Origin of the sequence: Jannaschia seohaensis (assembly GCF_900116765.1) — a bacterium.
Taxonomy (GTDB): Bacteria; Pseudomonadota; Alphaproteobacteria; order Rhodobacterales; family Rhodobacteraceae; genus Jannaschia; species Jannaschia seohaensis.
Genome location: NZ_UETC01000017.1, coordinates 39,091 through 59,356, shown reverse-complemented (window position 1 = coordinate 59,356; position 20,266 = coordinate 39,091). Strand labels below are relative to the sequence as shown.

General features: G+C 65.9%; 13 protein-coding genes and 2 tRNA genes. 8 read left to right on the top strand and 7 right to left on the bottom strand.

Annotated features, from left to right (window positions below; translation table 11 throughout):
• Positions 1-37: 37 nt before the first annotated feature.
• On the bottom strand, positions 38-1,030 hold the full coding sequence (locus DTQ71_RS20965; protein ID WP_109566254.1) for a hypothetical protein: 993 nt from the start codon (positions 1,028-1,030) through the stop codon (positions 38-40).
• A gap of 277 nt (positions 1,031-1,307) precedes the next feature.
• Between DTQ71_RS20965 and lon the strand changes: the two genes are divergently transcribed.
• Together lon and DTQ71_RS20955 are read left to right on the top strand one after the other, a co-directional pair.
• The gene (lon, locus tag DTQ71_RS20960) at positions 1,308-3,707 is read left to right on the top strand and encodes an endopeptidase La (RefSeq protein WP_109566253.1); all 2,400 of its coding nucleotides are present in this window, start codon (positions 1,308-1,310) and stop codon (positions 3,705-3,707) included.
• 90 nt (positions 3,708-3,797) lie between these two features.
• Positions 3,798-3,872, top strand: a tRNA-Val gene (locus tag DTQ71_RS20955).
• A 259-nt stretch (positions 3,873-4,131) separates the two neighbouring features.
• On the opposite strand, the gene DTQ71_RS20950 is transcribed toward DTQ71_RS20955, so the two are convergent.
• Together DTQ71_RS20950 and DTQ71_RS20945 are read right to left on the bottom strand one after the other, a co-directional pair.
• Positions 4,132-4,395, bottom strand: a complete 264-nt coding sequence (locus DTQ71_RS20950; RefSeq protein WP_109566252.1) for a hypothetical protein — start codon at positions 4,393-4,395, stop codon at positions 4,132-4,134.
• A 32-nt stretch (positions 4,396-4,427) separates the two neighbouring features.
• A complete protein-coding gene (locus DTQ71_RS20945) occupies positions 4,428-4,760 on the bottom strand; it encodes a hypothetical protein (protein WP_109566251.1) in 333 nt (110 codons plus the stop codon).
• A gap of 431 nt (positions 4,761-5,191) precedes the next feature.
• Here DTQ71_RS20945 and DTQ71_RS20940 point away from each other — a divergent pair, with 431 nt between their 5' ends.
• The 4 genes from DTQ71_RS20940 to DTQ71_RS20925 all read left to right on the top strand — a co-directional run bounded on the left by DTQ71_RS20940 (position 5,192) and on the right by DTQ71_RS20925 (position 8,525).
• On the top strand, positions 5,192-7,018 hold the full coding sequence (locus tag DTQ71_RS20940) for a Calx-beta domain-containing protein (protein WP_170125522.1): 1,827 nt from the start codon (positions 5,192-5,194) through the stop codon (positions 7,016-7,018).
• Positions 7,008-7,847: a calcium-binding protein gene (locus tag DTQ71_RS23685; RefSeq protein WP_281271265.1), complete on the top strand. Its 840-nt coding sequence runs from the start codon at positions 7,008-7,010 to the stop codon at positions 7,845-7,847. The genes DTQ71_RS20940 and DTQ71_RS23685 overlap by 11 nt, the downstream gene beginning before the upstream one ends.
• Before the next feature lie 37 nt (positions 7,848-7,884).
• Positions 7,885-8,409, top strand: a complete 525-nt coding sequence (locus tag DTQ71_RS20930; protein WP_109566248.1) for a histidine phosphatase family protein — start codon at positions 7,885-7,887, stop codon at positions 8,407-8,409.
• Positions 8,410-8,449: 40 nt separating this feature from the next.
• Positions 8,450-8,525: transfer RNA gene (locus DTQ71_RS20925), tRNA-Val, on the top strand.
• 180 nt (positions 8,526-8,705) lie between these two features.
• Here the strand turns inward: DTQ71_RS20925 and nhaC are convergent.
• The 4 genes from nhaC to DTQ71_RS20905 all read right to left on the bottom strand — a co-directional run bounded on the left by nhaC (position 8,706) and on the right by DTQ71_RS20905 (position 16,446).
• The gene (gene nhaC, locus DTQ71_RS20920) at positions 8,706-10,226 is read right to left on the bottom strand and encodes a Na+/H+ antiporter NhaC (RefSeq protein WP_109566247.1); all 1,521 of its coding nucleotides are present in this window, start codon (positions 10,224-10,226) and stop codon (positions 8,706-8,708) included.
• Between the two features lie 81 nt (positions 10,227-10,307).
• Positions 10,308-13,970: a bifunctional proline dehydrogenase/L-glutamate gamma-semialdehyde dehydrogenase PutA gene (gene putA / locus DTQ71_RS20915; protein WP_109566246.1), complete on the bottom strand. Its 3,663-nt coding sequence runs from the start codon at positions 13,968-13,970 to the stop codon at positions 10,308-10,310.
• 570 nt (positions 13,971-14,540) lie between these two features.
• Positions 14,541-15,473, bottom strand: a complete 933-nt coding sequence (locus tag DTQ71_RS20910; RefSeq protein ID WP_170125521.1) for an exosortase-dependent surface protein XDP2 — start codon at positions 15,471-15,473, stop codon at positions 14,541-14,543.
• Positions 15,474-15,705: 232 nt separating this feature from the next.
• Positions 15,706-16,446 (bottom strand): SDR family NAD(P)-dependent oxidoreductase, encoded by a 741-nt coding sequence (locus tag DTQ71_RS20905; RefSeq protein WP_109566244.1) that lies wholly within the window; start codon positions 16,444-16,446, stop codon positions 15,706-15,708.
• Positions 16,447-16,591: 145 nt separating this feature from the next.
• Between DTQ71_RS20905 and DTQ71_RS20900 the strand changes: the two genes are divergently transcribed.
• Positions 16,592-17,287 carry a Flp family type IVb pilin gene (locus tag DTQ71_RS20900; RefSeq protein ID WP_109566243.1) on the top strand — a complete coding sequence of 232 codons (696 nt, stop codon included), beginning with the start codon at positions 16,592-16,594 and terminating at the stop codon, positions 17,285-17,287.
• 758 nt (positions 17,288-18,045) lie between these two features.
• Complete coding sequence (locus tag DTQ71_RS20895; RefSeq protein WP_109566242.1) at positions 18,046-20,187, top strand: hypothetical protein; 2,142 nt, start codon at positions 18,046-18,048, stop codon at positions 20,185-20,187.
• Positions 20,188-20,266: the final 79 nt, after the last annotated feature.

Sequence of the window (20,266 nt, the reverse complement as noted above, 5' to 3'; positions counted from 1 at the left end):
TGGCGCGGATCGCCCCGCCCGCCCTCCCGCGGGGGCGCTACCAGGAGATGAGCGACGGCGTGCGTGATAGAAGCGCGCCGGCCTCCGCAGCCGCGGCGCGCAGAATGGCCGAGCCGCGCTGGGCGGTCAGCTTGGGACGCTTAAGTTTGCGCTTGCGGCCGAGCTCCTCGCGCAGCACGGCAAGGCGGTGCAGGCCGGTGAGCGTCCCGTCCATCGACTCGCCCAGAGTGCTCGCGCGCAGGAAGCGGGCGTAGTCTTCCGGCATGCGATCGAGCCAGGAGAGGAACGCCTGGGCCAGCAGGCACTCCTCGGTCTGGCGGGACAGCTCGACCCAGGTCGCCTCGTCCCCGTCGGGGGTCAGCACGATCCGGTGGTAGCCCTGCACGAAGGCGCGTCCGACTCCCGAGGTCTCGCCCTGGAACAGGTAGCGATAGCCTCGGTTCGGTTCGATTTCGAGCATGGTGACGGTGACCGCGTCGGTCTCGCCGCCGCCGCATGCATATTCGAGATGGAAGGTGTCGACATCCTCGCTGTCCTGCACGCTGCTGCGCAGCAGCGGATCCCAATGTTCCGCCGGGCGGGTCGGCAGAGCCATGCGCCAGACCATCTGATGCGGCAATGGGATGTGAACGCGCGCGTTTTCCCGCAGCGTGACGCGGCGCGGGATCAGCCGCGAGAGCGGGCCATAGAGCGCGATCCAGATCGCCGCCGCGCCCGACGGGATGCAGAGCGCATAGCCGAGCGTCGGCCCCGGTAGGAGTACTGCGAGCAGGCCCAGGATCACGGTGGCGAGCGCCGTCGTCTCCGCCGCGACCCGCCAGCCGCGCAGCCCCGGGACGCGCAAAGCGAGCACGATCAGCCCCGCAAGCGCCAGATACAGCCCGCCGATCGCCGAAAAAGCCGTCCAGGCGGCATCGGAGAGCGGCATGCCTTCGAGGGACAGCGCCAGCACCCAGATCGGCGCGGCGAGCAGCAGTATGGCAAAAGTGAGGCCAAAACGGCGGGACTGGAGAAGGAGCAACGTCATCATGCGGGGCCCAAGGGAGGATCGTCCCTGGAATGGCAGCAAATCGGGGCAGGGATTGGGTCGGAACTGGGTATCTGCGGGGTCAATCCTTCCGCCCTGGGCATCTTTGGGACGCTCTTGCGCCGACCCGCGGCAGGGGACAGATTGACGAGGTCCGATGTATGGTGACGCTTGCGCGTTGACGCGGGCAGCCGCCAACCCCACCTAGGGGTCGAAAACCGGAAGGTCCGGACGGCTGCCACAGACGGGGCCCTGGATCTTTGCGAAAGGAAGAACCGACATGACCGCATCCACCCACCCCGTCCTGCCGTTGCGCGACATTGTGGTGTTCCCGCACATGATCGTCCCGCTCTTCGTGGGCCGGGACAAATCCGTCCGCGCCCTCGAGGAGGTGATGCAGGACGACAAGCAGATCCTGTTGGCCAGCCAGATCGATCCCGCCGTGGACGAGCCGGATGCCGACGGAATCTACCGCGTGGGCGTGCTTGCTAACGTGCTGCAACTGCTCAAGCTGCCCGATGGCACCGTCAAGGTTCTGGTCGAAGGCCGCGCCCGGGTGAAGGTCACCGAATTCGTCGAGAACGAGCGCTTCTTCGAAGCCCATGCGGAGCCGCTGGAGGAGACCCGCGGCGACGAAGAGACCATCGAGGCGCTGATCCGCTCCGTCGCGGAAGAGTTCCAGCGCTACGCCAAGGTCAAGAAAAACATCCCCGAAGAGGCGATGGGCGCCGTCGCCGAGGCGCAGGACCCCGCCAAGCTGGTCGATCTGGTCTCGGGCCATCTGGGCGTCGAGGTCGGCGAGAAGCAGGCCCTGCTCGAGATGCTGGTCGTCTCCGAGCGGCTGGAGAAGGTGTTCGGCATGATGCAGGGCGAGATGAGCGTCCTGCAGGTCGAAAAGCGCATCAAGAGCCGCGTCAAGTCGCAGATGGAGCGCACGCAGCGCGAATACTATCTGAACGAGCAGATGAAGGCGATCCAGAAGGAGCTGGGCGACGGTGAGGATGGCTCGAACGAGCTGGCCGAACTGGAGAAGCGCATCTCCGAGACGAAGCTGTCGAAGGAGGCGCGCGAAAAGGCCGAGGGCGAGCTCAAGAAGCTCAAGAACATGTCGCCGATGTCCGCTGAAGCGACCGTCGTGCGCAACTATCTCGACTGGATGCTGTCGATCCCGTGGGGCACCAAGTCGCGCGTCAAGAAGGATATCGTCAAGGCGCAGGAGGTTCTCGACAAGGATCATTACGGCCTGGAGAAGGTCAAGGAGCGGATCGTCGAGTATCTCGCCGTCCAGGCGCGTTCGGCCAAGCTGAAGGGGCCGATCCTGTGCCTCGTCGGCCCTCCGGGCGTCGGCAAGACCTCGCTGGGTAAATCGGTCGCCAAGGCCACGGGACGCGAGTTCATCCGCATCTCGCTGGGCGGCGTGCGCGACGAGTCCGAGATCCGGGGACACCGGCGGACCTATATCGGCTCCATGCCCGGTAAGATCATCCAGGCGCTCAAGAAGGCCAAGACGACCAACCCGCTCATCCTGCTCGACGAGATCGACAAGATGGGGCAGGACTTCCGCGGCGACCCGGCCAGCGCGATGCTGGAGGTGCTGGATCCGGAGCAGAACAACACCTTCGTCGACCACTATCTCGAAGTGGAATACGACCTGTCGAACGTGATGTTCCTGACCACGTCCAACTCCTACAACATGCCCGGGCCGCTGATGGATCGGATGGAGATCATCCCGCTCGCCGGCTACACCGAGGACGAGAAGGTCGAAATCGCCAAGCGGCACCTGCTGCCCAAGCAGGTGAAGGATCACGGGCTGCGCAAGTCCGAGTTCTCGCTGACCGACGAGGCGCTGACGGCCATCGTGCGGGTCTATACCCGCGAGGCGGGCGTGCGGAACCTGGAGCGGGAGATCGCCAAGATCGCCCGGAAGGCCGTCACGCAGATCGTCGGCAAGAAGGCCGAGCGGGTCGAGGTGACCGAGGACAATCTCAGCGACTTCCTCGGCGTCCAGAAATACCGCTACGGTCTGGCCGAAATGGAGGATCAGGTCGGTGTCGTCACCGGGCTGGCCTACACCTCCGTGGGCGGCGATCTGCTGCATATCGAGGCGATCAAGCTGCCCGGCAAAGGCCGGATGAAGACCACCGGCAAGCTGGGCGACGTGATGAAGGAGTCGATCGACGCGGCCTCGAGCTTTGTGCGCTCCATCGCACCTGAGATCGGGATAAAGCCGCCGAAGTTCGACACGATGGACATTCACGTCCACGTGCCTGACGGGGCGACGCCCAAGGACGGGCCGTCGGCGGGGCTGGCGATGGTGACCTCCATCGTCTCGGCGCTGACGGGCATTCCGGTGCGGCGCGACATCGCGATGACGGGCGAAGTCTCCCTGCGCGGCAACGCGATGCCCATCGGCGGGCTGAAGGAAAAGCTGCTGGCCGCCCTACGTGGCGGGATCACGACCGTTCTGATCCCCGAGGAGAACGAGAAGGACCTCGCCGAGCTGCCCGACAACGTGAAGGAGGGCCTGGAGATCGTGCCGGTCAAGCACGTCTCCGAGGTGCTGGAGCGCGCGCTGGTCTCCAAGCCCGAGCCCATCGAATGGGACGAGGCCGCCGAGGAGGCCGCCGCTCTGGCCGAGCGCCAGCGGCGCGGTGACGACCGGGGTGCCGTGGCGCACTGACAGCCAAGACCCGGGGCCGCCGCCGATCGGAGGCGGCCCTGTTCCTGGGGCCTTGAACCCCCCTCGCGGACGGTCTAAAGGGCGCCGGACGGGTGATTAGCTCAGTGGTAGAGCGCTTCGTTCACATCGAAGATGTCGGGGGTTCAAATCCCTCATCACCCACCATTTTCCCTCGATTTCTTGGCAGGCGTCTGCAAATTCGTTTCCCGGTTCAGTGAACCCCGGGGCGTATGGCGGATCGCCGATGCACCGTCTTGCATGCGCCGTGCCAGCCGGTTGGCCGGGGGCGCGCCGGGTGAGACATGCGGCGCGGCGCCTCCATTCGGCCGCGACAGATCCCGTCCAGGCAAAGGCTCAAGGCAGGAGCGGCACCCCGAGGAAAGCGCGCTCACTGGAAGAGACCGAACTGGCGATGGGGCGGCGGCTAGCGGGGGCGCGCCATCGAGGGCGGCATCTTCTGGTCCGGCAGGTCGACCCACCCGCCTTCTTCCAGCGCGATGAACCGGGTTCCGTCGACCGGCCAATCCCGTCGCTCGTGCCAATGACCGAAAGCCCAGCTGCGAGGGCGATGCAGGGCCAGCATCTTCTCCAGAGCCAAACTGGTGCGGCTTGGCCTGCGCGTCTTGGGGCTGTCGATGGAGCCGAAGAAGGCCTCGGCGACCGATATCGGCGCCTCATGCGTCAGCATCACCTCCGGGGCGGCGCTTGCATATCGGTCCGTCAGATCCCGCAGCTCCGAGGGGGCAGTTCTTCGTCCGGCCACCAGGTCACGCCGGGGGTGCGATACTCTCGGTCGATCGACCATCCGCCGCCGACGACGAACAGGTTGCCGTAGGGACCGCTTTCCAGATGCGCGGGATGGGCGCGGCACAGAGCGGGGTCGTCGTGGTTGCCACGGAAGAATTTGTGCCCGGGGCCACCGGGCCAGGTCGCCAGGTCTTCCTCGGGGATGAAGCCCATCCCGAAATCCCCGATCTGAACGCTCTCCTTCGCGCCGGCGAGCGCGCGGGCATAGAGGTCCCGGCGCCCATGAATGTCTCCGATGATCCGCATGGTCCGCCTCCCCGCTTCCTCATCATGACCCCACACGGCGTGCCCGCCAAGCACCCATGCCATGCCGGCGGTTTTGGCTCCGTGTCGCGCCGCTATCTGCGCGGGCAGATCGATCTGACGCCACCGCCTTCAGCCGGCGCGCATAGAAAGGCGTTGACCCTGCGCGCCCCGCAACGTGAGGGTGGTTGGGGCGGTTCATGTTGCGTCGTGCATTTCGCCATGCCGACCGTCACCCATTTCCAATGCCGAGTTCATCGAAGGAAACGATTCTTTCACGCGGGTTTCCTTCCGGGCAACGCTCGACGAGGCGCCCAACGTTCCCGCCTCCTTCCGGTGGTATACCCAAGAGAACTCGGCGAAGGCGGGGGACTTTGACGGCACCTCGGGCACCGTCAGTTTTCGCCGCCGGCGAGACGGAGCAGGATATCGAGATGATCCTGCGCTGCGACATCCTGCTGGAGGACAACGAGACCTTTGAGATCGTCGCTTACGACCCGCGCGGCCTGGATTTTCCCCAGGATGCGGCTGCTGTCGTGGCCACCAGCACGATCCTGGACGACGATGACGGGATCCCGGATCAGCCCAGCGCCAATCCCGGCGAGGCGCGCCTGATCTTCGAGCCCGAGCCGGAGCCTGGGGCGTTCCCGACCGTGACCGCCTATGACACGAGCTACATCGAGGGCGATAGCTCATTCAAGCGCCTGAACGTCCTGGTCACGCTGGACCGTCCGGCGACCGCCTCGGCCAGCATCGACTGGTTTACCCAGCAAGGCAGCGCGGCGAATAGCGAAGGGGATTTCGACGGCGCGTCGGGCACGGTCAACTTCGTTGCCGGTCAGCGCTCCGCCAGCTTGCAGGTCTTGACCCGGGAAGATCTGCTCCCCGAACCCGACGAGAGCTTCGAGATCGTTTTCAACAACCCGCGCAGCCTCAATATCGTGGACGGCGCGCAGGCGCTCTCGGTCGAGGTGACGACGGTCGATAATGACAGCGGGCGAGCCGACTTGAGCTCTGGCATCGGGGCGGCGGGGACGCCGATCTTCGGGCCCGAGCAGGTCGATCAACTGCCCACGCTGCGCGTTCAGGGAACCGACATAATCGAAGGCGACAGCAGCTTTCAGCGCGTCTCGCTTTTGGTGACGCTGGACGGGCCGACGGACACGCTGGTCACCCTCGACTATGCCACGCAGGACATCACCGCGAGCGCCTTCAACGGCGATTACGACGCGCTGGCCCGCTCGGTCACGATCGACGCGGGCCAGCAAAGCACGCGGCCGGAATTTATCCTGCGCGGCGACGAGCTCATCGAGGGAGACGAGGCCTTCCAGGTTCTGTTGACCGGCATTTCCGGCGGCCGCTTCGAGGGCGGCGCGCCGGCACTTGAGGCGACCATCGGCATCATTGGCGACGATGGCGGCGCCGTCTCGCGCGTGGCGGGCCGGACCGAGCCGGCAACCGGCGTCGAGGCACCGGTCTCCACCGCGCCGATCGTCCCCGTGATCCAGATCCATGACGCGACCATGATCGAGGGGAGCGGCAGTTTCGGCACCATGCGCTTCCTCGTTACGCTGGACCGGCCCGCGCCGTCGCCGGTGACGTTCAACTATACCACGCTGGATGGCTCTGATTCCCGCTCCGAGGATTTCGATCCCATCGCCCGCGCTTTCACCATTCCCGCCGGGGAGCAGAGCGGGGTGATTTCGGTCACCATTCGCGGCGACACGCTGCGAGAGGATGACGAGAGCTTCGACCTCTTCGTCTACAATGCGCAGAACGCGAATTTCGCTGGCAACACCATCGGTCAGGTGGCGCGCGGCACGATCCTGGACAATGACAGCGGGGCCGTGCGCGGCGAGGCGGGCCGTGGCGATCCGGCGCCTGGCGTGCTTCGGCCCGAGCCGGACGACACCTTCGTTCGCGTAGCTCCCGTCGCGGTTTCCATGCGGGAGTTCGATAGCGGCAGCCAGACTTACTCCGTCCCGATCCTCCTGTCGGAGCCCGCGCGCCCGGACGTGACGCTGAACTTGGCGCACGGTGTCGACCGAGTCGGCCATCGCGGGCGAGGACTATCAGGAGGCCTCGGGCGCGCTGACGATCGCCGCGGGGTCCGGTGCGGGGCTGATCGGGCTGCGGATCTTCGGCGACACCGCCATCGAGGGCGACGAGATCTTCGCCCTGGAGATCAGCCAGGTCGCGGGCGCGGTCCTGCCCGGCGGGGCCACCACCTCGCGAACGGAATTGCGCATCGTGGGCGATGACGGGGCGGGGACGCCTCCGACCAATCCCGAGTTCGAGCTGTCGCTCGGGGCTTCCAACGAGAACGACCGCCTGCTTGGCTCGGGCGCGAGCGACGTGATCAATGCGGGCGGCGGCAACGACACCGTGGACGGCCTGACCGGCGACGTCCTCATCAACGGCGATAGCGGGTGCGACCTGTTGCGCGGCAACGATGGCGACGACACGCTGCGCGGCGGGGCCGGCGCGGACGAACTCGTCGGCGGCACCGGATCGGATCTGATGGAGGGCGACCTGGGCAACGACACTTCTTCGGTTGACAGCACGGGCGACACGATCCGCGACAGCGGCGGCTTCGACGAGGTGCAGACCAGCGTTAACTTCAATGTCCGACGGACCGGGGTCGAGGAGGTCTTCGCCCAGGGCACCAACGACATTCGCATCGTCGGCGATAACACCGACACGCGCCTTGTGGGCAGTGTCGGTGACGACACGATTGCGGGTCTGGGCGGCAACGACACGCTGACCGGCGGCGAGGGGGCGGATGTCTTCGCCTTCCTTCAGGCGGGGGTGCCGGGGAACGCGCTGATCACCGATTTCGGGCCGGGCGACCAGTTAGCGCTGGACGATCAGTTCTTCGGGCTCGGCAACGGCCGCATCCTCCCGCGGGAGCTGGAGCCGTCCGGCGTGCGCAGTCTGCTGCGGGATGGGCTTGCCGATTTCAACACCCGGACCCTGGAGCTGTCGGTGGATGTCGATGGGCCTCGGGGCGATGGCGGCCTGGAAGTGATTGCCACCTTCACCCGCGCCAGCGTGCGGGAGCTCGGAATCGACGACATTCTGATCTTCTGAGCTTGGCCTCGCGCGGCGGCACGGGCAGGGGGGACGTATGACCGCGCCCCTCTACATCCTCCGCCATGGCGAGACCGTCTGGAACCGTTCCGGCCGCATGCAGGGGCAGCGGGACAGTCCGCTGACGGCGCTGGGCCGGGTGCAGGCCGCGCGGCAAGGGGCGCTGTTGCGCCGCGCGGGCGTGGCCGTCCCCGCCTTCGTCAGCCCGCTCGGCCGAGCCCGCCGCTCGGCCGCGCTGGCAGGTCTGCGGGCCACGGTCGATCCCGACCTCTCCGAGATCGCGATGGGCGCGGGCGAGGGTCTGCCGCGCCCGCCCGAAGCGCGGCCCGGCGTGCTGTGGAAATTCGCCTGCCCCGGCGCCGAGAGCCAGGACGCCCTGATCGCCCGGCTGTCCCGGGTCCTGGCCCGCCCGCGCCCCGCGATCCTGATCACCCATGGCGTCCTCGTGATCGGCCTGCGCGCCATGGCGCGCGGCCTGCCGCCCGAGGCCTGGGATACGCTGGACGACCCGCAGGGCGTCGTCTTCGTCCTGGACGGGCAGGGGGAGCGGCGTCTGGGCTAGGCTTGCAGCATTCCCCGCCCTGCGCTATCGGCGCGGTCGGGGGTGGTTAGCTCAGTTGGTAGAGCGTCTCGTTTACACCGAGGATGTCGGGGGTTCGAGCCCCTCACCACCCACCATAAGCACCTGACGACGTTTCGTTTATCGCTTGGAGCTGCCGGGGGTGTTCTCAAGCTCGGCGGCGGCGTCTCCCGTCTCGGGCAGTGCAGGACCGGCTTGGCATGGATATGCGCGACCTGGGCGCGCCGCCTGTCTTGGCTGCGTTGGCCGCGCCGGAGCGCGACCAACTTTGGGAAAACTCACTCGGCGGGTTGGGCGCGAGCGCTGGCGGGCGCGCCTTCGAAGCCATGCGCCCGCAGATCTTTGATCGCCTCGCCGCTGTCCCTCCAGCCCTGCACTTCCTCGGGCGTGGCCTTGGGAGAGAACAGGCCCGTCACGGCGTAGAGGATGCCGATGACCGGGGCCAGCCAGCACGCGAAGGACAGCGGGATATAGAGCAGGTTCTCGACATTGCCGTCCGCCACGCCGAGGGCCAGCGCACTGATGACGAACGCGCCGCCCGCATTCCATGGGATCAGCGGAGACATCAGCGTCCCGCCCTCTTCGATGGCGCGGCTCAGGTTCAGCGTCGAATAGCCCATGCCGCGATAGACCGGCGCATACATCCGGCCCGGCAGTGCGATGGACAGATAGGGATCACCCGCGACGAGGTTGGTCGCGACCGAAGTGCCGATGGCCGAGGATTGGATGCCCGCGAAGCTGGTCACCTTGGTCATGATCGCGTTGATGATCGTCTCCAGGCAGCCGGTGCGCTCCAGCGCGCCGCCGAAGCCAAGCGCGATGAGCACCAGCGAAATGGTCCACATCATCGACTGGATGCCGCCGCGATTGAGCAGGCTGTCGATCTCGGACACGCCGGTAGAGATCGAATAGCCGCTATTGGCGAAGGTGAAGACGTCATGCAGCCCCGCGCCCTGGAAGACGATGGCCATCAGCCCGCCCAAGAGCACGCCCGCAAAGAGCGACGGGATGGGCGGCTGCTTGGTCACGGCAAGCCCGATCACCAGCAGCGCCGGAAGCAGCAGCCAGGGCGAGATCCAGAAATTCGCCTGAAGCGCGGTGGTGATGCTTTCGATGCGCTCGAACGAGGTGGCCTCGGCGTCGATCATGGAAAAGCCGACCCAGGTGTAGATGCCCAGCGCGATCAGCATCGCCGGGATCGTGGTCGGCATCATGTTCTTGATGTGATCGAACAGGTTGGTCCCCGTCACCGCCGGAGCGAGATTGGTGGTGTCCGACAGGGGCGAGATCTTGTCGCCGAAGAACGCCCCCGAGACGACGGCGCCGGCGGTCCAGTACATCGGAATGTCGAAGCCCGCGCCGATCCCCATCAGCGCAAGACCCACGGTGCCGACCGTCCCCCAGGACGTGCCAAGGGATAGCGAAACGATCGAGCACAGGATCATCGCGGCCGCGAGGAAGATCTGCGGCGAGAGGATCACGAGGCCGTAATAGATCAGCGTCGGGACCGTACCCGAGGCGATCCACACCCCGATGATCATGCCCACCGTGATCAGAACTGAGACCGAGGGCAGCGATACGTTGATGACATGAAAGACGCCATCCTGGATATTGGGCCAGTTATGGCCGAGATAAATCCCGACGAGAGCCGTGATCGCCAAGCCGATCGAAAGCGGGATATGCGGCGTGAAATCGTCGAAGTAGAAGAGCTGGATAGCCAGCACCGCAAGGGTCAGCACCACTGGGACAAGTGCCAGACCCAACGATGGCGCCCGAGGTTCTTTCGTCTGAGATGACATGGGAAGTCTCCCTGTTTTTCGGGTTCCGTTTTTTTCGGGAATGCGGTTTCGGATGGGCCCGCCTCGTGCGGGCCCGCCCCGCTATTCCGAAGCCGCCAAGAGGCTCGCATTGCCCCCTGCGGCGGTCGTGTCGATGCACAGGTGGCGCTCGACGACGTAGCGTTCGGGGCAGATGACCTGCGTCTCCAGCGGCACGATCGGCCCGTCGCGCTCGGCCAGAGCCAATCGCAGATCGCGCGTCCAATCCGAGGCGCCGGCCGCCGCGACGGCGGCGATCCCGTCGAGGGATTTCAGCGTCTCCGGCGAGACCGCACCGTCCAGCCCGACAATCGGGGCGCCCGCTTGGGCCAGAGGCTGCACCGCCGCCTTGGCATCGGGGGCGACGACCACGACGCCACAGCCGGCCCCAAGGGCTTGGACGGCCTGAGCCAGTGTGACTTCGGTCGTCGGTCCCAGGCACAGGACCGTGCCCTTGGGATACATGCTCAGGCGGTTGCTCTCGCCGGTGGGGCCCGGCAGCGTCTGCGGCGTCATGTCGAAGGCCGCCGTCTCTTGCAGTGCGCGGCGGATTGCGCCCTTGGAGCCCGAAAGCGCCTTGCGAAGCACGGCGACACGGTCGTCGCCCCGCGCCGCCCAGTTCCGCGCATCGACCTTGGCGATGGCCTTTGCGATCTCGGCCCCTCCCACCGCATCGCCCTTGGGCGCGTCGAAGGTGCCGGGCTTGCCCGTGCGCCGGAACCGCGTGAGGTAGAGCGGCCCGCCCGCCTTGGGTCCGGTGCCGGAGAGCCCCTCGCCCCCGAAGGGCTGAGACCCCACGATCGCGCCGATCTGGTTGCGGTTCACATAGGTGTTTCCCACCTCGATCCGCTCGACGATCTGCTGGACCCGGTCGTCGATCCGCGTGTGCAGGCCGAATGTCAGGCCATAGCCCTTGGCGTTGATGTCATCGACCACCTTGTCGATCTGCGTCGCCTTGAAGCTGGCCACATGCAGGACCGGGCCGAAGATCTCTCGTTCCAGATCGCCGATGCCGCGAACCTGGACGACCGCGGGCCGCACATAGCAGCCGGTCTCGGGCGCGGGCAGCGTCTTGAGGACGCGCCCGGCCTTTTCCTGCGCGGCGGTGTAGTCGGAGATGCCCGTGCGCGCCTCCTCGTCGATCACCGGCGAGACATCGGTATTGACGTTCCAGGGGTCGCCGATGGTCAGCGCGTCCATTGCGCCATAGAGCATGTGGAGAAGCCGCTCGCGCGCGTCTTCCTGGACGTAAAGCATGCGCAGCGCCGAGCAGCGCTGCCCGGCGGACTGGAAGGACGAGATCAGGATGTCGCGGACCGCCTGCTCGGTCAGCGCGGTCGAGTCGACGATCATCGCGTTCAGCCCGCCCGTCTCGGCGATGAGCACCGCATCGGGCCCGGCGTTCCTGGCCAGCGCCTTGTGGATGATCTGCGCCACCTCGGTCGAGCCGGTGAAGCACACACCGGCGATGCGCGGATCGGAGGTGAGCGGCCCACCCACGGTCGGCCCGTCGCCGGGCAGAAGCTGCAACGCGCCCTCGGGCAGGCCCGCCTCGCGCATCAGGGCGACCGCGCGGGCGGCGATGATCGGCGTCTGTTCGGCAGGCTTGGCCAGCACCGCGTTCCCCGCCACCAGCGCCGCCGCGATCTGGCCGGTGAAGATGGCGAGCGGGAAGTTCCACGGGCTGATGCAGACGAAGACGCCGCGCGCCTCGCCCGGTTGCTCCTCTTCCAGGCGCTCGGCCTCGTTGGCGTAGTAGCGCAGGAAATCGACGGCTTCCCGGACTTCGGCGATGCCGTCGAGCAGCGTTTTTCCGGCCTCGCGGGTGGTGATCGCGCAAAGCTCGGCGATATTGGCTTCGTAGAGATCCGCGACCTTGCGCAGGATCTCCGCCCGCTCCGCCACGGGCCGCGCCGACCATTCCTCGAAACCGGGACCGGCCGCATCGAGCGCGGCCCCGACCTCCTCCGCGGTGGCCTCGTGGACCTGACCCACGACCGTGCTCAGATCCGCGGGCGAGACCGCGTCGCGCGCCTTGCCTTTGGGCGCGGGGTTGCCGACAAGCATCGGCGCCGCGTTCCAGGTCGCCTCCGCCCATTCCTGCCGCGCGGCGATCAGCGGCAGGATCGACGCGGGCTCGTTGATGCGGAAGCCTTTGGAATTGGGGCGATCGGGGAACAGCTCGCGGGGCAGGCGGATCGTCGGGTTGGCGATCTGGTCGAGCGCCTTCACCTCGCTCACCGGATCCCGCGAAATCCTGTCGGATGGAATGCTCGTATCCACGATCTGGTTGACGAAGCTGGAATTGGCCCCGTTCTCAAGCAGGCGGCGGACGAGATAGGCCAGCAGATCGCGATGCGCGCCGACGGGCGCGTAGATCCGGCAGCGCGTGTCTTCGGACTGCTTGACGATGCCATGCAGCGACTCGCCCATGCCGTGCAGGCGCTGGAACTCGAAACTGTCCTTGTCATTGCCCGCCATGGCGACGACGGCGGCGCAGGTATGGGCGTTATGCGTGGCGAATTGCGGATAGATCCGGTCGCGGCGATCCATCAGCATCCGCGCGCAGGCCATGTAGCTCACATCGGTATTGGCCTTGCGGGTGAAGACGGGGAAGCGCTCCACGCCCATTTCCTGCGCGAGCTTGATCTCCGTGTCCCAATAGGCGCCCTTGACGAGCCGGACCATGATCTTGCGGTCGAGCCGCTCGGCCAGATCGTAGAGATATTCGATGACCGGAGCGGCGCGGCGCCCATAGGCCTGCACCACGACGCCGAAGCCTTCCCAGCCTTCGAGTTCGGGATCGGAGAGGAGCGCCTCGATGATGTCGAGCGACAGATCCAGACGGTCCTGTTCCTCGGCATCGATGTTGAAGCCGATATTGGCCTTTGCCGCCTGGCGCACGAGTTCCTTGGCTCGCGGCACCAGCTCGGACATCACGGTGTCCTTGTGGGTGTATTCATAGCGCGGATGCAGCGCCGACAGCTTGACCGAGATGCCGGGGCTGGAGCGCACATCGCCCTTGGCCTGCTTGGCGATGGCGGCGATCGCATCGGCATAGGCCTTCTGGTAGCGCTTGGCGTCCTCGTCGGTGCGGGCCGCTTCGCCCAGCATGTCGTAGGAATAGGTGTAGCCCTTCTTCTCCAGCTCGCGGGCGTTCTTCATCCCTTCCTGGATGGTCTGGCCGAGCACGAATTGCCGACCGAGGATGCGCATCGACTGGGCGACGGCCGTGCGGACCACGGGCTCGCCCATGCGCCGCACGAGCCCCCGCAAGGCGCGGCCCGGGCCTTTCGGATCGTCATCCAGCACCTTGCCGGTGAGCATCAGCGCCCAGGTCGAGGCATTGACCAGCGATGAGGAGGAATGGCCAAGATGGGCGCCCCAGTTCGAGGGCTCGATCTTGTCCTGGATCAGGTCGTCGATGGTCTCCGCGTCCGGCACGCGCAGAAGCGCTTCGGCGAGACACATCAGCCCGACACCTTCTTCGGTGGACAGGCCGTATTCCGCGAGGAAGGCTTCCATCATCGAGGGCGAGGTGTCCTTGCGGACGCGGTCGACATAGCGCGCGCCCGCCGCGGCAATCTGCTCCCGCTCGACATCGGAGAACCTGCAATGCTCGATCAATGCGCGGATAACGTCGGCCTCGTCGGACCCGTAATTCTCGCGGATTGCCTTCCTGAAAGGTCCTGCGTCGCTTTGATCGACAGGTGTGAGCTTGTTCATCGAACCCTCCCGGTGATGACCGTCAATTTCTGTCCACCTGGGCCTTTCGCGACGTTTTTTCTTTTTATTACATCGTTTTGGATGGCCAGGTGGCCTCTGTTTTGCTTCGGATTAACGCAGGAGCCATACCCATCTAACTCTATTGGTCAACCGTTGACTCGGTGTTTGAGTGATTCCCTGCCCATGATTTCGGCCGAACACTCATGAGCCGCCGAAATTCTCCCCAGCGTTGAAAGACCTGATTGGGTTTTATTATTTTCAATAGGTTATGCGGAGTCGGGCCGGGCACAAGAACATCGATTGCAGGCCGGCAAATCGAAGAGGCTTAAACGGGTTCCGCAGAGGCCGGCGGGGAGAACCGCGGCGCGGCGATGCCGCGCCAACCGGCTGAGATGCACCAAGCGCCCGCACATTCGTTCAGAGGGGCACGCCCCGGCCTCGCGCGTTGGCGGCCAGCACATGCGTGCCCCTGGAAGAGGGAAATCGCGCCCTGATCGCTGCGTCGGCGTCAGTCGCGTTGGCGCCGCCGGGGAGGCTCGGGGGCGATCTCCGCATCGCCCCAAGGCCCGCTTAGCTTTTGCGCCGGGATCGGAGCGCGCCCAGACCGGCGAGGCCTCCGATCAGCAACAGGCCTCCCGCCGGCAGCGGGACCGGGAAGGGCGCACCGAACGTGTTGGGATCCTCCGCGGCGAGGAAGAAGCCACCGAGATCCGGGCCGCCGGTCGTATTCAGGCGGAAGCCGCCGACAATGTCACCCGAGGACAAGCCCCAGTCCGAGAAATCGAACCCGCCCACGAACATCTGCTGCGGGCTGGAGATTTCGAGCGTGTCGACGCTGATCCCGGTGCCCCAGAAATTCGCCGAGTTCATCGTCAGGGCCTGCGAATAGATCGGGTTGGCGGCCGACCCGCCGATGATCAGTTCGATCGAGAAGATGTCATTGCCGCCGCGCTCGAAGAAAGTGATGTCCGGGAGGCCGTCGCCCCCCACATCGTCATAGGCCAGCGACTTCGTGAAGGTCGTCACGAACTCCATCGTGCCATTGCCGCTTTCGCCGTCCGTCATCTCGCTCAGGCTGAGACTGTTATAGGCTTGCAGCAGGGCCGCGTCCTGGATGGTCGGGTCGGTCGTCTCTTGGGTGATGGCGCCGCCAAGGGGGTATCCGGCCTTGGCGAAGGGGGTGTCGTTGCCATCCGCCCCATCGTCGTCATCGCCCCATTCGGCGTTGATCTTGGTGCGAGATCCGGTGACTTCGAAGGACTGCGCGGCGGCGAAGGAGCCGCCGCTGGCATCGTAGACCACGATTCCGCCGCCGGGCCGTTCGAAGGTCAATGTCTCCAGGAGGACATCGTCCGTATAGACTGGGCCGGTCGGATCGTTGGACCCGGCCGGCACCGAGACCGTGATATTCGATGGCGCGATCACGGCCGCGACGGCTGGTAGGGCCATAGCGGTCGAGGCGAGAGCGACAGCGAGTGTGCTGAGCGCGGAGCGGGAGGGCATGATAAGCATCCGTCTGACAGAGCCGCCATGGAGGCGGGAAATCGTAAACACTCGTTAACCGCTCCTGATTGCGCGCAACCCGAAGCGGACGAACGTCGCCGCCTAGATAGTTCGTGCCTGTGGCCGAATTCGGTCGGGAACAGTTGCACGCGGACCATTTCTGAGGCGCGTTTCAGCCCAATCGTGGCGCCGCCGAGCGATTGGACCCTCTCATGCAGCCGGATCGGGCGGGTCAGCTCCGCAGGGCGGGCAGGCCGATTCCCGTCGCTTCGAAACCGCCATCGACCGCCAGCCGCTGGCCGGTGATATAGCTTGCCTTGTCGGAACACAGCCAGACGATCGCCTCGGCGATCTCGCGCTCCTGACCGTAGCGATTCAGGGGAATCGCGTCGTGATAGGCGTCGATAATGTCCTGGGTATGGACCGCCATGGCCAGCTTGGTGCGCACCGGGCCTGGACAGACGCAGTTGACCCGCACGCCATACTCGCCCAACTCGACCGCCTGCTGCTCGGTCAGATGGGCCACGCCTGCCTTGGACGTGCCGTAAGCCACCCGCAGCGTCGACGCGCGCAGCGCGCTGATCGAGGCGATGTTGACCACCGCCCCCTTGGTGGCGCGCAATTGCGGCAGGAAGGCCTGCGTGACCAGGAACGGGCCGTCGAGATTGGTCGCCATCACCGCCCGCCACCGCTCGAAGCTGGTCTCCGCCATCGGGCCGAAATCCGCGAGACCGGCATTGTTGACCAGCACGCTGATCGGCCCCTCCACCTCGGCGGCGAGTGTGGCGACCGCCTCCGGGTCCGAGACGTCGTAGGGCATCGGGGTGACGTTCTGGAGCGGCGCGGCGGCGCGTTCGAGCTCCTCCACATCATTGTCGACCATGACGACGTGGCAGCCCTCCTCCAGAAAGAGCTTCGTCGTGGCAAGGCCGATGCCGCGGGCCGCGCCCGTCACCAATGCGATGCGTGTCATATCCCCTCCGATCCGTCAGCGCGGTTTCGCCGCAACCCGGCGCCAATGCAAGCGCTGCCGCGTATCGAGATTTCGCCGCGAATTCGTCGAATTGTTCTTCTACCTCTCACGGAGCGGCGTGTGCCGACAGGAAGGCGAGGACGGGATGTCTGACCAGTTCTTCAAAGACGAATCCGGCGCGGTCACGGTCGATTGGGTCGTCCTGACCGCCGCGCTGGTCGGCCTGGGCATCGCCGTCCTGTCGACGGTGAGCATAGGCGTCGAGGACGTGACGGGTGACACGGTCGCCGCGATGGATGGCGACAGCGTGATCCGCACGTCCTTCCTGCGCTCCGTCACGGACCGCTTCCAGGCCGATGCCGTGTTGGCGGTCGGCTCTACCTTTCGCGATCTGGAGGATGTCCAGCGCTTCTCCTTCAAGATGGACGCGCAGTTGAGCGCCGGCGACAACGGCATTCTCTGGGAAGCGGGCGGAAGCGTGCATTCCACGATCCTCTACCAGCATGACGGTGTGCTCTACCTCCAGTCCGGCAGTTCCTCGGGCGTCGGCGAAGCGGCGAATCGCGGCGAGGCGGTTTGGCAGGTGACGGACGGGGATTACACGATCGAGGGGTCGCTGGACTCCAATACCGGGCTGGCCCTCTATATCGACGGAAAGCTCGTGTCGCAGTCGTCCTACCAGCATTCGCGGGTCGCCGGTCCCAATCCCGGCGGTGTAGGAGGCATCGCGGGCGACGCGCCGCCCAATCGGGGCGGCTTCGGCGCGGGCGATGGCCATCCCGGCGTCGGGGAGTTGTCGCTCTTCATCGACCAGACCACCGGCGACGAGGTCGGCGGCTGACCCCGAGGGCAACCGCAGATCGACCATGAGGGGCACGTGGGCAGCCACCAATCCGACCAGACGAACAGAAGAACCCCCAGCACCATCATGATAATGACTAAGACCATGGCGTGAGGCAGCGACGTCGCCATGACGATCAACGGTTTTGCCGCAGGCCAGCACCAGATCGCAAACCGCGACTCCTTCCAGCGCACCGCCCACCATATCGAGGACATGTGCTTCCCCGATGGGAAGCATCCCCTGACGGTCTCCGGCCTCAAGGAATGGGATCAGCGATGGACGCACGGAGATAACCACCCGCAGCACCCGCAGCGAGGCTGCGTGAGAGGGGGGCCGAGACCATCCAAGCCCAGCGCGCCCTCGGGGCACCTCAGGCGTGGTCGCGCGGGACGATGGGCCTGCCCTGTCGGAGAAGATCGAGACCGGGGTCTTCACATGGAACCTCACATAGGCCCCACAGGTGCAGGCTGGGACTGAGTTGACCGCATTCGGAGGGGAGCGTGGTGACCGGGGATAAAGTCGCAGGGGCATACCGAGCGGTCTCAAAACGCCTTGAATTCAGTGTGGCGCGAAATCTGCGCTGCCGGCAAAAAGATCAGCTCAATATTCCAGGCGCGCCTTCAAAGCGCCCTGAGGAAAAGTTGGCATTTTCAGATATATAGGGGTGGCGGGGTTTCGCCTCGTGCGGAATGAACTTATCACTGACATCCTTGGACGCCTATTCTGAGGGCTTGAACGCCTATTTTGAAGGACCTGCGATGTCATTTCCCACCATCATTAACGCCCCAAATCCTGATCTCGATGGCAATCCCGACGTCGCAACGCTCGCGGATGGACGTATCGCCATCGCCTATCAGTCCCGCGGTCCAGACGGCGCATTCGACATCGTGCTGCGCGTCCGCGAGACCGACGGCACCCTGGGCGAAGAGTTCCGCCCCGAAGGCGATTGGTTCGGGGCGCGCCAGCCCGAGGTGACGGTGCTGAGCGACGACACGTTGCTCTTGTCCTGGATCGCCCAGCAGACCGGGCCGGACGGACCCACCGGCGTGGTGCTCGCGCAGCAGGTGCGGGCCGACGGGCTGGCCCTCACCCCCGTCTTCACGGTGATCGAGCAGCCTGAGGATTCGCCCGGTCCTCTCGAACTTCTCGTTGTAGCCGCCGAGTCTGACGGGGGCTTCGCCGCCCGGGTCACGCCGGAGCGGGACCCGGACTTTGACTTCCCCCGCTACACCAGCGTGCTCTTCGAGGATCTGGAGTTCCTGGAGCCGACCCAGATCGACGTCCCCCAGAATCCGTTGAACCCGCGCCCCGGCTTCGATGTGGCCGAAGGGTTCCGCCTCAATTACAACTCCCGCTCCTTCGCGTTCGCGGAACAGTCACCGATCACGACGAACAACTACTTGGACATTCCTGAGGATTACGGTCTTCCGTTCGTCGAGCGGTCGAAGGCCGATCTGAGCCTGACACTCGATTCCTTCCTCTCTCTTGGAGGCGATCAGTTTCTCGTCTTCGTGAATTTCCCTTACGCCGAGGGCGAGACGCCGCCCCCGGAATTCACGCCCTTCCACGCCTTCGAGGTCACCGCGTCGCCGCGTGCCTTCAAGGCCGACGTGATTGCCCCCGATCCGATCTGGATCAGTGAGGATCGGCTGAACTCCGACGCGGTTGACGGATTTGCCGCCATCGCGCTGGCGGATGGCGGATGGGCCGTGACATGGTCCGAGAACTCGGATGTTTTCGCGCAGGTCTTCGATGCCGATAACCAACCCGTTGGCGACAACTACCTCGTCGCCGGCGGGCCCGCGATCCAGCGGCTTCCGCAGATCGCGCAGGCCTCCGACGAAACGCTTTTCTTCGCCTGGAACGAGCGCGATGTCGACGGACAGCTCGACGTCCTCTCGCGCGAGGTCGCGCTGTCCGAGCTGGCGATTGGCGAATATGAACGCGAGACGCGGCCATTCCTGGAGATAACAAACGCCCGGATGCAGGGCGACGCCGTGGAAGGCGCCGTGCTGCGGCTCGCCGGGGACCTGGACAGCAGCGGGCGGCTGACGGAGACGGACATCCAGTGGTTCCGCGTCTTCGACGGACAAGCCGAGACGATCGAGGGCGCGAACGGCCTGCGATACACTCTGACGCCGGACGAGGTGGGCGCCGCGGTCGTCGCGCGGGCAACGATCGCCAACGCGGACGGAGCGGAGGTCACTCTTTCGGTGCGGCTCGGGGGCGCAGGCGGGCCGCCGCGACTGGTCGAGAACCTCCAGACCCCGGCCGAGGGGGAGATCGGCCTGTCCGGGGATCCGGTCGTGGGCGCGACGCTGACGGCGGAACCGGAGATCGTCGACTTGGACGGTTTCGATCCGGACGATTTCATCTACGCGTGGCTCCGTGACGACGAGCCGATCCCCGGCGCCTTCCAGCCCACATATCAGCTGACCGAAGAGGATCTGGGTGCCGATGTCGCGGTGGAGATTCGCTTCCGCGACGGCTTCGACAACGCTGAGCGCGTCCTTTCCGCGCCTGTCTTCGTGCGCACCCCGCCGACCGACGGCGACGACCTGCTCCTGGGGGGCAGCAGGGACGAGACCATTCGCGGACGCGCGGGCGACGACCGGATCGACGCCGGAGGTGGCGCGGATGTAGTGCGTGGCGACGAAGGTGCGGACGTCTTCGTGTTCGCCCGCGGATATGGCGCGGACGTCATCGAGGATTTCGCGCCTGGTCTCGACCGTGTGGAGTTCGACTTCGACGGCATCGACCGCGCCCGGGATCTGATCCGTGCCGCGGATATCCTTCAGGACGAGGAGGGCGTTACGCTGGACCTGGGTAACGGCGATGCGCTCACGCTGCTGGGCGTCACGCGGGCCGACCTGTCGCCCTCGGACGCGCTCTTCGTCTAACCTGGATATCAGCGATGATCGGAGACTTCCCTGGGTCCGGTCATCGCGCAATCAGCTGATAGGACCTCTCGGCCAGAAG